Here is a 14,233-nt window from a genome sequence, read left to right as displayed (position 1 = left end):
GCGCTGGCGGGTTCGGCACCGGTGTCAGCGCGGTGCGCTGGGGCTGAGCGCGGGTCTGGCGCGTGGGAGCGGGTCTCCGGAGGGGTGCGCTCGCGGGTGTGGGGTGCGCCCACGCCGGGTCGGGTCCATTCGCGTCAGCACACCGCGCTGGCAGCAGGCAGCGCACGCAGGTCGGGCCCGGGTGCGATGCTGGGTGGATGGACGAGCACGGGAGGGCCGAGGGCGGCGTGACCGTCGGTCGGGCGGCGGCCGAGATCGGGGTCAGTGTGCGGACGCTGCACCACTGGGATGAACTCGGGGTCGCGATACCTTCCGGGAGGACGGACAGCGGCTACCGCTCGTACCTGCCCGTCGACATCGCCCGGCTTCGCCGCGTCGTGCTCCTCCGCGACCTCGGGGTCCCGCTCGCTCGCATCCCCACCCTCCTCAGTGCGCCTGCCGCCGAACGACGCGCGGAGCTCACGCAGCGCCGCCGCGAACTCGACGACACCATCAAACGACTCGAAGCCGTCGCCCGATCCGTCGACCGCCTGCTCGAAGCCGACGAGGTCGGCGTGCTCGTCCCCGAGGAGGAGCGCCAGGCGGTGTTCGGCGACGACTGGAACCCCACGATGGCTGAGACCGCGCGCGCCCGCTGGGGCGACTCCGCACAGTGGGCTGAGTACGCCGAACGGTCCGCGACCCGCACGCCGGACGACTGGCGGGCGCTGGTCGGGCCCATGCGTGACCTGGTCGACGAACTCGCCGAGGCCAAACGCGCCGGTGTCCTCGCCGCGAGCGAGACAGCGAACACCCTCGCCGAACGGCATCGCGCCGCCCTCAGCGAGTACTTCCACTGCACGCCGTCCATGCACGTGATCATCGGTCGCCTCGCCCTCACGGAGCGCGGCATGGCCGACACCTACGATCGGATCGAACCAGGCCTCGCCGCGTGGCTCTCGCAGGTCATCGACGCGAACGCGCGCAGCCACGGCGTGGACCCCGAGACCGCCGTCTGGGAGTGAGGGTGAGCCGCCTCAGCCCAGCTCGCGGAGTGCCACCTCGATGATCGTCGCGCTCGGAACGTGCAGCGCCTCCGCGGCGTTCGTCCCCGTCGCCGACAGGTAGGCGTCGACGAGACGGTTGCCCGCTGCGTACCCGGCACCCATCGGCAAACCGACCGGCTCGCCCCCGTACCGCAGCGCGGCTTCGTCACCGTGCACCCACGAGACGAAGTGCTGCATCCCTCCGACGTCGAGACCCTCGACGACCCGGTCGAACACCGCGTCGTCGTCGAGGTGAGCGACACCGATCGGCGTGTAGCCGGACGGTCCGTGCATCTGCCGGGCGAACGCGTCCGCGAGCCCCTCCGACACCACCTGCTCGCCGACCACGACGGTCGCGGGATCCCACACCACCCCACCCGGCGCGTATCGCAGGTTGTGGTTGAGCTCGTGGACGGCGGCCGCCTCGAGGCGCGCGAGGTTCTCCTGCGTCGGCCAGAGGATGAGCGAGATGAACCCGGTCGCGCTGCCGTTGCCGATGAATCCGCGGATCGACTCCATGAAGTAGGTGTCGTCGGGGTCGCCGAGGACGAGCAGGACGGTGATGTCGGGGATGACGAGGGCAGGGACTGCGTCGAGCTGGGTGGCGACCGCCGCGTCGAGTGCCCGCGAGATCCGTCCCCACGCATCCGTCGCGACGAGCCGGTCGAGGGCGTCGACGACCCGGTCCCGGCTCCGATCGATCGGGAAACCCGAGCCCATCGAGTGCATGGCGAGCAGGTCGACCTCGCCCGGGAAGTACCGGTACATGTCGGCGACGGGCTCGAGCATGGCGCGGAGTCGCGCTGGTCGTTCGGCTTCCGGTGCGTCGAGGACGGAACGCATGCCGCTGGCGGTGTCGAGGATCGTGATCGTCATGGTGACGACGCTAAAGCCTCACGCCGCGTGAGGGTCAAGTGCCCGACCCCGGGAAGCTGTCAGCGCGGTGCGCTGACGCCAGGGTGGTGTACCCGGCGTGGCCGCTGCACAACCGGCGTGGCCGCTGCACAACCGGCGTGGCTGCTGCACAACCGGTGTGACCGCACCCCGCGCGCGCGAGCGCGACCCTCCGGAGACCCGCGCTCACGCGTCAGGCCCGCGGTCGCGTCAGCGCACCGCGCTGGCCCAAGGCGACGGCGGGCGGAGGAGCGGGCTACCGGGAGCGCAGCACCTCGAGCGCCTGGGGCGAGAGCGGTGACCCGGCGCGCTTCGCGGCGTACAGCGCGGCGCCGATCGCCGGACCCAAGAGCGGGGTCCGGAGTTCGTACCGGGCGGGCAGTGCCGCGATGGCCTGCTCGAAACCCGACCGCACCGGCTCAGCGGAGAACACCCCGCCCGAGTACGACACCGGAACGACCTCGTCGCCGCTGAAACCGAGCTCCACGCGGGTCGCCTCGACGATCTCGGCCAGCTCCCCGCTCGCGTCGGCCAGGATCCGCGCCGCGACCTCGTCGCCCTGCTCGGCCGCAGCGACGACCGTCTTCGCGAGATCCGCGATCCGGCCACGCTGACCCTTCCAGCGGTTCATGACGACGTCGATCACATCGAGGTCGCTCGTGATCCCGACCCTCGCCCGCACGAGGTCGACGAGCGGACCGCGCGGCAGGCGGCCGTCGCTCATCCGCGTGAACGCGTTCAAGCCTCGAGCGGCGATCCAGTACGCCGAGCCCTCGTCGCCGAACAGCTCGCTCCAGCCGCCGACCCGGTGCCCGCGGCCACGGCGCTCGCCGTACGTCATCGAGCCCGTGCCGCTGATCACGTTGATCCCGTCGACGGCGCCGAGCGATCCGGCCCACCCGCACACCATGTCGTTGTCGCAGGAGAACCGGTCATGTCCGAGCACGTCGCGCGGCAGCGCATCGAGGTGGACGATGTCGGAACTCACCTCGCCGTACCCGGGCAGACCGAAGAAGGCCTGATCGATGTCGGCGGTCGTGACACCCGCCTGCCGGCACACTTCCGAGACACCCTCGGTGAGGATGCGACCGACCAGCTCGATCCCCTCGTCGAAGTAGTAGCAGCTCGCCGTCCTCGCTTCCGCGAGCACCCGTCCGGCGTCGTCGAGCAGCACGAAGGCCGTCTTCGACCCGCCACCGTCGACGCCGAGGTACCGCGCCACGACTACTGCTCCTGCAGCTGAGCGGCGACACTCCGAGCGTCGTCGACGCCGTCGAACTCGTGGATCCGCACGCCCTGCACGACGCGGTTCACCGTGCCGCTCGGGAACGGGTTGTCCGGGGTCGCACCGAGCTGGAGCGAGTAGGACAGGCCGAGCAGCTGCGCGACGAGCACGTAGCCGATCGCGAGCTGCGCGTCGTCGAGGCCGGCGAGCTCGGGCAGCACCCAGTCGTACGCCGTGGCGTCGGCGACCGGCTCCGAGGAGATCGCGATCACGCGCTCCGGCGACAGCGTGGCGCGCAGTTCGGCGACGATGTCGAGGTCGTAGCGTCGCGTGTACGGATCGGACGACAGGTAGACGACGACGAGCGTGCTGTCGTCGACGACCGCCTTCGGTCCGTGACGGAACCCGAGCGCCGAGTCGTAGTAGGTGACGATCCGTCCGGCGGTCAGCTCGAGCAACTTGAGCGCCGACTCGCGGGCCAGACCGGTGAGCGGGCCGCTGCCGATGTAGACGACGCGTTCGCACCCTTCGTTGGCGAGCGCGCGGATGTCCACCTCGCGCTGGTCGAGGATCGTCGTCGCTCCGGCCGCGAGCGCCTGCACCGCGGCGTCGTCCGCGCCGCCGAGGATGAGGAGGACCGAGAGCAGCATCGAGCTGAAGCTCGACGTCATCGCGAAGCCCTCGTCGTTCGACCGCAGGGGCATGAGGACGGTGAGCGACGAGGCGCGGTCGTGGTGGCGTCGGTACAGCTCGCCGGTCTCGTCGCACGTGATCACCAGGTGGTACACCTCGGCGAGCGACTGGTCGGCGAGTTCCGTCGCGGCCACGCTCTCCGGGCTGTTGCCGGAGCGGGCGAACGACACGAGGAGCAGCGGGACGTCCTCGGCGAACGACTCCTGCGGGTTGGAGACGATGTCGGTGGTCGCGACCGCGTCGATCCGGCGACGGAGCGTCCGGGTCAGGGCCGGTGCCGCGATCTCGCCGATGAATGCCGAGGTCCCCGCCCCGGTCAGGACGATGCGCAGCTCGGGTCGGGCGAGGAGCGGTGCGAGGAACGCGTCGATCTCCTCGCGTCGGGCGGCGATACCCGTCGACGCCTCGAGCCAGACGTCGGGCTGCTGTGTGATCTCGCGGACGGTGGCTTCCGAACCGACGATGGTGGTGATGGACACGGGTTGCTCCTGGGGTGGGTCGAGGTGATGAAGGGGAGTTGCGGTGTATCGATGTTGGTCGAGCGTTCGACGCGCGGCGATGGACGTGATCCTGCCACGCCGGGATCGGTGCCTACCCCTTGAGGCCTGAGAAGGTCATGGTCGCCACGAACTGCTTCTGGGCGAAGAGGAAGAACACGATCAGCGGGAGCGTGGCGACGACGTTGCCGGCCATGAGGAGTGCCCAGTCGGTGCGGCGCGCGCCCTGGAAGTTCGTGATGCCGAGCTGCAGCGTGAAGGCCTGGTCGTTGTTGATCGCGATGAGCGGCCAGACGAGGTCGTTCCACGAACCCAACAGGGTGAAGATCGCGAGCGTCGCCAGCGCCGGCTTCGCGAGCGGCAGGATCACCCGGAAGAACACCTGCAGGCGGGTGCAGCCGTCGATGAGCGCGGCCTCCTCGAGCTCCGCCGGGAGCGACAGGAAGAACTGCCGCATGAGGAAGATGCCGAACGCGGACGCCAGCCACGGCACGATCGCCGCCCCGAGGCTGTCGATGAGTCCGATCCGGGAGAACAGGATGTAGGTCGGGATCATGAGCAGCTGCGTCGGGATCATGATCGTCGCGACGATCATGAGGAAGCCCATCGTCTTGCCGCGGAACTTCAGGCGCGCGAACCCGTAGCCGGCGAGCGAGCAGAGCACGAGGTGGGACAGGACCGCGACCGTCGACACGATGACGGTGTTGCCGAGCCAGAGCAGGATGTTCGACTCGGAGAAGAGCTTCGCGAACCCGTCGAAGGTGATGTGCGAGGGGAGGATCCGGGGTGGATAGGTGTTGATCTCCGACTCCGGCGTCACCGAGGTGATGAACATCTGCACGAACGGGATGGCGAAGATGATCGCGATCGGCGCGAGCACGAGGTGCCAGGGGCTGAAGCGCCGACGCGTGCGTCGTTCGGCGGGCGGGGCGGTCACGGATGACTTGCCGGTGGCGGCGTCGCCGCGTGGCGGGGTGGTCAGGACGGTCATCAGAATGCCTCCACGTTGGAACGGCGGGAGTACAGGACGACACCGATCGTGGCGATGAGCGTCACCACGAACAGCCCGTAGGCGACCGCGGAGCCGTACCCGAACTGCAACTGCTTGAACGCCGCGTCCCAGAGGTAGAACACGATCGTCTGGGTGGCGCCGAGCGGGCCGCCCCTGGTGGTGGTGTACACGAGGTCGAACAGCTGGATCGCCTGGATGAACTGCCAGATGGCGACGAACACGGTGACCGGCCCGAGCTGCGGGAAGGTGATGCGCCAGAACGACTGCCAGGCGTTCGCGCCGTCGATCCGTGCCGCCTCGAGCAGTTCGGCGGGGATGTCCTGCAAGGCCGCCAGGTAGATGACGGTCGTGAAGGCTGCCTGCCCCCAGAGCGACATGATCGTGATGACGACCATCGCCTGCCCCTGGTCTTCGAGCCAGCCCTGCGCCGGGAGTCCGAGGAACCGGAACACGGTGTTGAGGAGGCCGAACTGCGGGTTGAAGAGGTAGGTCGTGAGGATGCCGGTCGCGGCGGCAGAGGCGACGAAGGGGACGAAGATCGCCGTGCGGTAGACGCCGATGAAGCGGATCCGGCGGTTGAGCGCGACGGCGAGGAAGAGTCCGAGTCCGAGCGACGCCGGGACGAAGAGGAGCGTGTAGACGACGGTGTGGACGACGGCCGCCTGCAGCTCGTCGTTGCCGATCATGCTGGCGTAGTTCTCCAGCCCCACCTGCTCCGGCTCGCTGAACCCGTCCCACTTCTGGAGCGACAGGAAGAACGCCCAGATCGCGGGGAAGATCGACAGGCCCAGCACGATGAGCATCGCCGGGGCGACGAAGCCCCAACCGGTGAGGCTGTCGCGGAACCGTCGTCCGGAACTGCGGGGCCGGGCCGGAGCGCGCTCGGCGCGCTCCGGTTTCGGCTCCGTCGATGGACGCATGTCGCGTCCGGCGACCGTGGACATCAGTCCTCCGCCAGCGCGTCGTCGGCGGTCTTCGCGGCGTCCTCGAGGGCCTGCTTCGGATCGCCCTGGCCCTGCAGCACCGAGGAGATCGCCTTGCCGATCGCCTCCGAGAGGCCGACGTAGCCGGGCACCGTCGGACGGGCCTGCTTGGCGTTGACGCCGTTCTCGGCCATCACGTCGAGGCCGGGCAGCTGAGCCACCTGCGCCTGGAACTCGGGGGTGTCGATCTCGCTCGAGCGGAGCGGGAGGTTGCCGTAGGCGACGTTCCACTTGAGGTCCTGCTCCGAGTCGGTGAGCCACTTCGTGAACTCGTACGCCCAGTACTCGCGGTTCTTGTCCTTGTGGTCGAAGAGCGCCCAGACGTCGGGGCCTGAGACGGTCTGGTGGTCGCCGTCGGTGCCGGGGAGGACGGTGACGCCGTACTTCGTGCCCTTCGTCTGCAGGGTCGACAGCTGCCACGGACCAGAGGTGATCATGCCGATTCGGTCGCTGGCGAAGAGGTCGCCGAACTTCGTGTCGGTCTGGTCGAGGTAGACGCTCTTGTCCTCGACCGCCATGTCGCGGAGGAAGGTCAGTGCGTCGACGCCCGCATCCGAGGCGAACTCGGCCGTCTTGGCGTCGTCGGAGATGATCGATCCACCGTTCTGCCAGAGGTGCGGCCAGAACTGCCAGGTCGTCTCCTCACTGCCCGACACCGAGTACGCGTAGCCGTAGGTGTTCGTCGCCGGGTCGGTGAGCTGCTTCGACGCCTCACGGAAGTCGTCCCAGGTCCAGTCGGCCGTGGGGTAGTCGACACCGGCAGCGTCGAAGACGGTCGTGTTGTAGAGGAGGGAGATGTTGTCGACCACGGCGGGGAAGCCGATCGTCTTCTCGCCGGTCGGCTGCACCGTCTTGCGGGCCGCCTCGGAGAACTCGTCCCACTTCACGTCGGGCTCGGCCACCTGGTCGGTGATGTCGAGGGTGCGGCCGGACGCCTCGAGTCGGCTCGCCCAGGATCCGAAGGCATACGAGACGTCGGGGTAGTTGCCACCCGCGAAGCTCGCGGAGAGCTTCTGCAGGAGGTCCTCCGTGGACGGCGCGCCAGAGGACACGTCGATGGTCACGTTGGGGTGCAGCTTCTCGAAGTCGTCGACGAGACCGGTGAGGATCTGCTGCGCGGCGTCGGCCTGCCCGGTCCAGAAGGTGAGTTTCACCTTCGCGTCCTTGTCGAGTGTCGTGGCACCGGAGGATCCGCCGGCGCACCCGGAGAGCGCGAGCGCTCCGACGGCGAGGACGGCGGTCGCGGTGATGAGGCGACGTGCGCGGCGGGCGTGCGGGGAGGTGGAAGCGTGGATCGTGGAACGGGGTGGGAACATCGGTGGTCGTCTCCTGTGTCGATCGTTCGGGAAGGATTCGGTTCGGCGGTGCTTCGGGTCGGTCAGATGCGGTCGGCGGGGATGATCTCCCGGAGCGGCTCCGGCAGCAGCTCGCCGTGCGCGGCGACGAGGTCGTTGCACAGCTCCCAGATCTGCTCGGGCGTGAGGGTGGACGAGGCGTTCGGGTCCATGAGGACCGCCTGCCGGATGAGCGTCGGGTTGCCGGTGCGGGCGGCCTCGATGGTGAGCTCCGCGACGGAGACGTACGGGCGGTTGAGCGCGGCGCACTGCACGGGCAGAGCGCCCATGGGCTGCGGGGCGATGCCGTTCCCGTCGACCTGGACGGGGACCTCGACGACGGCGCCCTGCGGCAGGTTGTCGATGAGGCCGCGGTTGACGACGTTCCCGTGGATGAGTCGCGGGGTGTCGGTTACGAGCGAGTGGATGAGCTGCGGGGCGTACTCGCTCGCCTCGTCCTCGAGCGTCAGCGGGGTCCCGGCGGCGAGGGCGGCCTTCGTCGCCTCGAACTCCGCGACGTTCTCCTCGCTGATGCCGAGGTACTCGAGCGGCTGGAGGCGGAAGCGCTCCACCTGCTCGGGGGAGCGGAGGAACCACGACAGGTACTCGGAGGAGTGCTCGCTCGTCTCGGTGGGGTAGTAGCCGATGCGGCGGAACATCTCGACGCGCACGCGGCGGCTGAGCTCCGGATCCTCGCGGATGCGTTCGCGCAGGGCCGGGTAGAGGTCGCGGCCCTCGTGGGTCCACTCGAGCAACCACGACTGGTGGTTGACGCCGGCTGCACGGTAGCTCGTGCCCTCGATCGGCACGCCGACGAGTTCGCAGAGGTCGTTCACCGTCCAGAACACGCTGTGGCAGAGGCCGATCGCGCTGATGTCGGGGGCGACGACCGACGCCCACCAGATGTTCATCGCCATCGGGTTGGTGTAGTTCAGCAGGTGGGCGTCGGGGCAGATCTCCCGCATGTCGGCGGTCAGCGCCGAGAGCAACGGGAAGGTGCGGAGGGCGCGGAACACGCCGCCGACGCCGGTGGTGTCGCCGATGGTCTGCAGGAGGCCGCGGGCCGCCGGGATCTCGAGGTCGGAGACGGTCGCGCGGATGCCGCCGACCTGGACCATGTTGATCACGAAGTCCGCGCCGGCGAGGGCGCGACGACGGTCGGACTCCGCCGAGATCGTCGCCCGGCCGTCGAGGCGTTCGTCGACGTGGCGGGCCGTGCCCTCGGCCACCGCGAGGCGTTCGGGGTCGATGTCGTGCAGGACGATCTCGAGGCCGGCGAGGTCGCGGTAGCGGAGGAGGTCGGCGATGAGTTGGCGGGTGAAGACGACGCTGCCCGCCCCGATGAAAGTCACTCGTGTCATGGAGTGATCATCGACTACAGTGATCGAACCGAGCAAGAACTTGATCGGAAATCGATTGAAATGATCACTTTCGCTGAGCAGAGCCGTCGGCGACGAGGGAGGGGTTCGCCGTGGGAGGACCGACCGCAGCCGAGCTCTCGCGACACGCTCCGTCCGGGAAACGCAGTCAGCGGATGCGCACCATCCTCGCGCTCCTCGCGGCGGAGGACGCCGTCGTCTCGATCGACGACCTCACGACCCGGCTCGACGTGTCGGCCCCGACGATCCGTCGCGACCTCGCCGACCTCGACGACCTGGGCCTCGTCCTCCGGACGCACGGTGGCGCTCGGGCGGTGGAGTCGCGCGACGAGGTACCCGTGCGGTTCCGCGACACGCAGTTCCGTGAGGCCAAGCGTCGGATCGCCTTGCGCGCGGCGGAGATGATCCCCGCGGGACCGTACGCGATCGCCCTGAGCGGTGGCACCACCACGGCGGCGGTCGCCAAGGAGCTGAGCAACCGTGCGGAGCTGACGATCGTGACGAACTCGCTCACCACGGCGACCGAGATCGCCTCCCGGCCGAACCTGCAGGTGATCATGACGGGAGGACTGGTGCGCTCCTCGTCGTTCGAGGCGGTGGGGGCGCTCGCCGAGAACACCTTCAGCGCGATCAACGTGGGTACTGCGATCCTCGGGACCGACGGCATCAGCGCGCAGGGCGGTGCGACGACGCACGACGAGCGGGAAGCGCGGACGAACCTGGCGATGGTGCGGCACGCGCAGCGGGTCATCGTGGTCGCCGACGGATCGAAGGTCGGGCGTGTCACGCTCGCGCGCATGGCCGAGTTGGGGCAGATCCACGACCTCGTGACCGACTCCTCAGCCGACCCCGACGAGCTCGAGCGCCTGGCGGCCGCGGACATCGCCGTGCACGTCGTCGCCCTCTGACCGCTCCTTCCCTCCCTCTGCTGCGGCTTGGGCCAGCGCGGTGCGCTGACGTGAGCGCGGGTCTCCGACGTGAGCGCTGGTCTCCGGAGGGGCGCGCTCGCGGTTGTGGGGTGCGCCCGCGCCGAGTGGCGCACACTCGCGTCAGCGCACCGCGCCGGACCTCAACCCCACAGATGTCGCGGGCACGGACGGCATTGTTCTAGTACCATTGCAAACATGTTGTTCCGCGTCGATCCCACCTCCGCGGTCTCGCTCGCCGAGCAGATCGCGGTGCAGGTGCGCTCCGGCATCGCGACGGGCGCGCTGGCACCGGGGGAGCGCCTCCCGCCTGCCCGCGACCTCGCCCGAGCGCTGCAGATCAACATGCACACGGTCCTCCGCGCCTACGGAGAGCTCCGCGACGACGGGCTCATCGGGATGCGACAGGGCCGCGGCGCGTGGGTGAACGAGGATGCAGCACCGGGCCTCGTCCGGGTCAATGAACTCGTCGCCCAGCTCGTCACCGAGGCACGCAAGTTCGGGATCTCGCCGACGGACCTCAGCCGGATGATCGAACGTACCTGACGATCTCCGACGCCAACCTCACGACCACGTCGGCCGTCACCACCGACGATCGGACCACCTCAGCAGCTCAGGGGGAGCACATGCACGACACCACCAACACACCGCCACCGGCAGCACCTGCGCGCGGACGGATCCTGCTCGCCGGCGTCGCCATGGCCGTCCCGGCGATCGCGATCGCACTCACCCGGCTCGTCTGGGGCGATGCGATCCCCGTCGACGTCGCCTCGCACTGGTCGGGCACCGGGGCACCGGACGACTCCCTACCCGCCGCGGGCGTCTTCCTCGTGACGCTGATCATCGCGTCCGTCGCCGCGATCGCAGCCATCATCCTGCTCGCCCTGCCGAAGCCGGACATGCGCACCAAACGCATGATCGTCCTCTTCATCGGCATCGCCGCCGGGTCGGCCGCGTCCGTGTGGATCATCCCCACGTGGCTCACCGTGCAGGCGGGATCGGTCGACGGCGCGGTCCTCGGCTGGTGGGTCGTCCCGCTCGCCGCGTGTTCGCTCTGGGGCGTGATCCCCGCCGTGCTCCTGCCGGCTCAGCCGCTGCTCGCCGGTGCGGCTGCACGACCGGCGCCGATGGACCTCGGCGAGACCGAGGTCGGTGCCTGGAGCCGGAGTGTCACAGCCCTGCTGTTCCTCTGGCTCACCCTCGCCCTCGTCGCGATCGGCGCCATCGCCTACACGCCGATCCTGCTGGGCGGCGAGTCCGGCGTCGCGATGTTCGGTCTGTCGATCCTCGCCCTCGCGACCCTCCTCTGCGCCTCCTTCATCCGGCTCCGCGTGAGCGTCGACTGGCGCGGCCTCCGCGTCGTCTCGCTCTTCGGCATCCCGATGAAGCGCATCCCCCTCGACCAGGTCGACGTCGTCGAGGCCACCGACATCCGCCCGATGGACTGGGGCGGCTGGGGGTACCGGATCATGCCCGGCCGCTCGGCCGTCGTGCTGCGCTCCGGCCCCGGACTCGTCGTCACGAGCACCTCGGGCAAGCAGTTCGCGATCACGGTCGACGACCCCGAGGAACCCGCCGCGCTCTTGCAGGCACTCGCCGCCCGCGCCGGCTCGCGCGTCTGACGTTGCACGGCGTGACGAACCGGACGTCCAACCTCTCCTGACGCCGTGCGGTGAATCCATGAGCGAAGCACCCCTGGCCACGGAGCCGACCACGACCGCGCTGCCCTCGACCACGATCGGAGTCGGCGACACCGCCGCGCAGGTCGGCGCCATCGGGTACGGCGCGATGTCCATCGCCGGCACCTATGGGGCGATCGCCGACGCCGATGTCACCACGATCCTCGACGCCACCCTGGCGAGCGGCGTGAACCTCATCGACACCGCGAACGTCTACGGCGACGGTCGGAGCGAGGAACTCCTCGGCCGGTACCTGACCGGGCGCCGCGACGACGTCTTCTTGGCGTCCAAGGTGGGCATCGTCACCGGCGGCGGCATCGGCAAACGAGGGATCCGTGGCGACCGCGCCCACCTCCACGAGCAGATCGACGGGACGCTCACCCGCCTCGGCACCGATCACCTCGACCTCTACTACCAGCACCGCGTCGACCCCGACATCCCGATCGAGGAGACGGTGGGGGCGCTCGCGGAACTGGTCACCGCGGGCAAGGTCCTCCGCATCGGTCTGTCCGAGGCGACGGGCGAGGAACTCCGACGAGCCCACGCCGTGCACCCGATCGCGGCGATCCAGTCCGAGTGGAGCATCGTGAGCCGCGACATCGAGAGCTACGTCGTCCCGACGGCGGCGGAGCTCGGCGTGACGGTCGTCGCGTTCTCGCCGCTGTCGCGCGGGCTGTTCACCGAGGACTTCACGGCCGAGACGGTGCCACTCGGGGGGACGCGAGCGAACTTCCCGCGCTTCCAGCCCGAGCACCTCGCGGCGAACCTCGAACTGGCGGCCCGCTTCCGCACCCTCGCCCACCGCATCGGGACGACCGCGGAGGCGCTCGCGCTCGCCTGGGTGCACGACCGAGGACAACAGCTCGGCGCGCGGGTCGTCTCAATCCCCGGCACCCGGAGCGTCGCGCACCTGCACGCGAACCTCGAGGCGTTCCAGGTTGAGCTGACGGATGAGATCCGAGCCGAGATCGACACCTACGCCGACCAGGTGAGCGGTCCGCGGGCCGCCGACCCGAACTGGGTGTCGGGCGGTCGCGAGGGGCTCATCTGATCGGGACCGAGCTCGAGCACGGTTCCGGTCACGCGGTCAGCAGCCGATGGCTGGTTTGCCGGGGCGGCAGGGTTTGTCGACGCCCACGGTCGAGTTGCGGACGATCTGGACCGTGTGGGGTTCTTCGGTCGGGATCGAGAGGGTTCCGACGACGGGAAGCCACCCGCTGTCGCCGATGCGGTACTCGGCGGCGTACTCGACCTCGACGGTGATGGTCTTGGTCCCGACCGTCGTGTAGCGGTGGCTGGTCGGGGTCTTGGAGAACTCCGCGAGTCCGAGCGACGCCCACGTGGATCCGCCGGTCCGGGTGGTGGTCGTGTCGCCGTCGCTGTAGTCGAAGGTGAATCCGACGGGGATGAAGTTCACCTCTGCGACCTGGCCCAAGAGGGTGCCGGTGCGGGTGTGACCGGAAGCAGCTGCGATGACGTTGGTGTGGAGCCCGCGCACTCCCCAGGCGGCGGGCTCGGTCGTGACCGTGGGGGCGGCGGGGGCGAAGCTGGCGACGTCGCGGATCGTGACGGGGGCCGCCGGTGCTGCTTCGAGGTCGGTGCCGAGGTCGCCGGGGGTGAAGGTGTAACACTCGTCCGGCCGCATGAGGCTGCAGACCGTTCGCTCACCGTTGGGCCCGTCGGTCACACCGGGCGGCAGCTCGGCTGAGCCGCCTCCTTCGTCGTCGCCTCCGCCCGTTCCGCCGCCGGAACCGCCGCCAGTGCCAGGGCGTTCGACGCTGCCGCCGATGTCGACCGAGCCGTTACCAGCGCATCCCCAGATCGCATCCGCGGACCCGCAACTCGCGGCCCTCGCAGGTCCAGGAGCGGCCATTGTGATCGTCACTCCCGCGACGAGAGCCATGGCGAGCGTTGCAATTGCCGTCTTCACGCGCATGATGAAGCACCTTCTTCCGCATCCTTCGACGTGATGAGGAAGCGGCCGGAGCTTGCCGGGTCAACGCCGAGGGATATCTCGAATCCGATGGCGGGCAGGCGGTCAGGTTGCGGTTGGGGTTGACCGTTCGCATCCAAAATCTCGACGGATCCGATGATCTCGCATGCAAACGCTCGAGCGACGACTCCGACTGAGTCGGGCGAGTTGTAGAACTCGCGGACCTGGACACCGGACAGAGTTATATCTCCTCGGGTGCTGTAGCCACCATCGCGCATTCGGGAGTAGGCCTCGTATTCGATCGCCGCAACGTCGGCGGACGCGATCACATCGATGCGCTCCGGATTGACGCCTCCCTCATGAAGGATCGTGTTCGAGATGTCGAGGAACTGCTGATAGATCTCTGTCACCGCCGCAAGAGCCGCCTCCTCGTTCTCGAAGACCGGAGGCGTGCTCGTCGGTGGCAGGGCTGGCGCCGGGCCGGTGCAGGCCACCAGGCCCACGAGTCCTGACACGAAGGCCAGCGTGGAAACAATTCGAGGCAGCGAGGTCTTTGGCATCCCTCGACGCTAAGCGCACCCAGACCCCCACCCCTGGTTATCCACAGAGCAGATATGCCTACACCGACTTATGTCGCGCATGAGGCCGTTGTG

General features: G+C 69.2%; 14 protein-coding genes. 5 read left to right on the top strand and 9 right to left on the bottom strand.

The window, feature by feature from the left end; all coding sequences use genetic code 11:
* Positions 1-197: 197 nt before the first annotated feature.
* Positions 198-1,004: a MerR family transcriptional regulator gene (locus tag IFT89_RS15010; protein WP_202939356.1), complete on the top strand. Its 807-nt coding sequence runs from the start codon at positions 198-200 to the stop codon at positions 1,002-1,004.
* Positions 1,005-1,016: 12 nt separating this feature from the next.
* Here the strand turns inward: IFT89_RS15010 and IFT89_RS15005 are convergent, their stop codons facing one another.
* The 7 genes from IFT89_RS15005 to IFT89_RS14975 form a co-directional block, all read right to left on the bottom strand.
* The gene (locus IFT89_RS15005; protein ID WP_202939355.1) at positions 1,017-1,901 is read right to left on the bottom strand and encodes a DUF2268 domain-containing protein; all 885 of its coding nucleotides are present in this window, start codon (positions 1,899-1,901) and stop codon (positions 1,017-1,019) included.
* 274 nt (positions 1,902-2,175) lie between these two features.
* Positions 2,176-3,141, bottom strand: coding sequence for an N-acetylglucosamine kinase (locus IFT89_RS15000; protein WP_202939354.1), 966 nt, complete (start codon positions 3,139-3,141; stop codon positions 2,176-2,178).
* A gap of 2 nt (positions 3,142-3,143) precedes the next feature.
* Entirely contained in the window at positions 3,144-4,316 is a 1,173-nt protein-coding gene (locus IFT89_RS20845; RefSeq protein WP_202939353.1) for an SIS domain-containing protein, read from the bottom strand.
* Positions 4,317-4,428: 112 nt separating this feature from the next.
* On the bottom strand, positions 4,429-5,325 hold the full coding sequence (locus tag IFT89_RS14990) for a carbohydrate ABC transporter permease (RefSeq protein WP_202939352.1): 897 nt from the start codon (positions 5,323-5,325) through the stop codon (positions 4,429-4,431).
* Positions 5,325-6,290: a carbohydrate ABC transporter permease gene (locus IFT89_RS14985; RefSeq protein WP_244650747.1), complete on the bottom strand. Its 966-nt coding sequence runs from the start codon at positions 6,288-6,290 to the stop codon at positions 5,325-5,327. The genes IFT89_RS14990 and IFT89_RS14985 overlap by 1 nt, the downstream gene beginning before the upstream one ends.
* On the bottom strand, positions 6,290-7,645 hold the full coding sequence (locus IFT89_RS14980) for an ABC transporter substrate-binding protein (RefSeq protein ID WP_079706575.1): 1,356 nt from the start codon (positions 7,643-7,645) through the stop codon (positions 6,290-6,292). Before IFT89_RS14980 ends, IFT89_RS14985 begins: the two co-directional genes overlap by 1 nt.
* A 62-nt stretch (positions 7,646-7,707) precedes the next feature.
* Positions 7,708-9,024, bottom strand: a complete 1,317-nt coding sequence (locus tag IFT89_RS14975) for an alpha-glucosidase/alpha-galactosidase (protein ID WP_202939351.1) — start codon at positions 9,022-9,024, stop codon at positions 7,708-7,710.
* Between the two features lie 173 nt (positions 9,025-9,197).
* Here IFT89_RS14975 and IFT89_RS14970 point away from each other — a divergent pair, with 173 nt between their 5' ends.
* The 4 genes from IFT89_RS14970 to IFT89_RS14955 all read left to right on the top strand — a co-directional run bounded on the left by IFT89_RS14970 (position 9,198) and on the right by IFT89_RS14955 (position 12,698).
* Positions 9,198-9,950: a DeoR/GlpR family DNA-binding transcription regulator gene (locus IFT89_RS14970; RefSeq protein WP_086475096.1), complete on the top strand. Its 753-nt coding sequence runs from the start codon at positions 9,198-9,200 to the stop codon at positions 9,948-9,950.
* Between the two features lie 216 nt (positions 9,951-10,166).
* The gene (locus IFT89_RS14965) at positions 10,167-10,514 is read left to right on the top strand and encodes a GntR family transcriptional regulator (protein WP_137244023.1); all 348 of its coding nucleotides are present in this window, start codon (positions 10,167-10,169) and stop codon (positions 10,512-10,514) included.
* Between the two features lie 80 nt (positions 10,515-10,594).
* A complete protein-coding gene (locus IFT89_RS14960; RefSeq protein ID WP_202939350.1) occupies positions 10,595-11,590 on the top strand; it encodes a hypothetical protein in 996 nt (331 codons plus the stop codon).
* A 58-nt stretch (positions 11,591-11,648) separates the two neighbouring features.
* The gene (locus IFT89_RS14955; RefSeq protein WP_202939349.1) at positions 11,649-12,698 is read left to right on the top strand and encodes an aldo/keto reductase; all 1,050 of its coding nucleotides are present in this window, start codon (positions 11,649-11,651) and stop codon (positions 12,696-12,698) included.
* Positions 12,699-12,734: 36 nt separating this feature from the next.
* Here IFT89_RS14955 and IFT89_RS14950 read toward each other — a convergent pair whose 3' ends face one another.
* Positions 12,735-13,583 (bottom strand): hypothetical protein, encoded by an 849-nt coding sequence (locus IFT89_RS14950; protein WP_202939348.1) that lies wholly within the window; start codon positions 13,581-13,583, stop codon positions 12,735-12,737.
* Complete coding sequence (locus IFT89_RS14945; RefSeq protein WP_202939347.1) at positions 13,574-14,140, bottom strand: hypothetical protein; 567 nt, start codon at positions 14,138-14,140, stop codon at positions 13,574-13,576. The genes IFT89_RS14950 and IFT89_RS14945 overlap by 10 nt, the downstream gene beginning before the upstream one ends.
* Positions 14,141-14,233: the final 93 nt, after the last annotated feature.

Source organism: Plantibacter sp. CFBP 13570 (genome assembly GCF_014841395.1).
Taxonomy (GTDB): domain Bacteria; phylum Actinomycetota; class Actinomycetes; order Actinomycetales; family Microbacteriaceae; genus Plantibacter; species Plantibacter auratus.
This window is presented reverse-complemented; position numbering and strand designations above follow the sequence as displayed.

Bases quoted from the DNA above. Each gene is read 5' to 3' on its own strand.
- IFT89_RS15005 (WP_202939355.1), bottom strand. From the start codon at position 1,901: ATGACGATCACGATCCTCGACACCGCCAGCGGCATGCGTTCCGTCCTC.
- IFT89_RS14965 (WP_137244023.1), top strand. From the start codon at position 10,167: ATGTTGTTCCGCGTCGATCCCACCTCCGCGGTCTCGCTCGCCGAGCAG.
- IFT89_RS14955 (WP_202939349.1), top strand. From the start codon at position 11,649: ATGAGCGAAGCACCCCTGGCCACGGAGCCGACCACGACCGCGCTGCCC.
- IFT89_RS14950 (WP_202939348.1), bottom strand. From the start codon at position 13,583: ATGCGCGTGAAGACGGCAATTGCAACGCTCGCCATGGCTCTCGTCGCG.
- IFT89_RS14960 (WP_202939350.1), top strand. From the start codon at position 10,595: ATGCACGACACCACCAACACACCGCCACCGGCAGCACCTGCGCGCGGA.
- IFT89_RS15010 (WP_202939356.1), top strand. From the start codon at position 198: ATGGACGAGCACGGGAGGGCCGAGGGCGGCGTGACCGTCGGTCGGGCG.
- IFT89_RS14990 (WP_202939352.1), bottom strand. From the start codon at position 5,325: ATGACCGTCCTGACCACCCCGCCACGCGGCGACGCCGCCACCGGCAAG.
- IFT89_RS14970 (WP_086475096.1), top strand. From the start codon at position 9,198: ATGCGCACCATCCTCGCGCTCCTCGCGGCGGAGGACGCCGTCGTCTCG.
- IFT89_RS14980 (WP_079706575.1), bottom strand. From the start codon at position 7,645: ATGTTCCCACCCCGTTCCACGATCCACGCTTCCACCTCCCCGCACGCC.
- IFT89_RS14985 (WP_244650747.1), bottom strand. From the start codon at position 6,290: ATGTCCACGGTCGCCGGACGCGACATGCGTCCATCGACGGAGCCGAAA.
- IFT89_RS14945 (WP_202939347.1), bottom strand. From the start codon at position 14,140: ATGCCAAAGACCTCGCTGCCTCGAATTGTTTCCACGCTGGCCTTCGTG.
- IFT89_RS14975 (WP_202939351.1), bottom strand. From the start codon at position 9,024: ATGACACGAGTGACTTTCATCGGGGCGGGCAGCGTCGTCTTCACCCGC.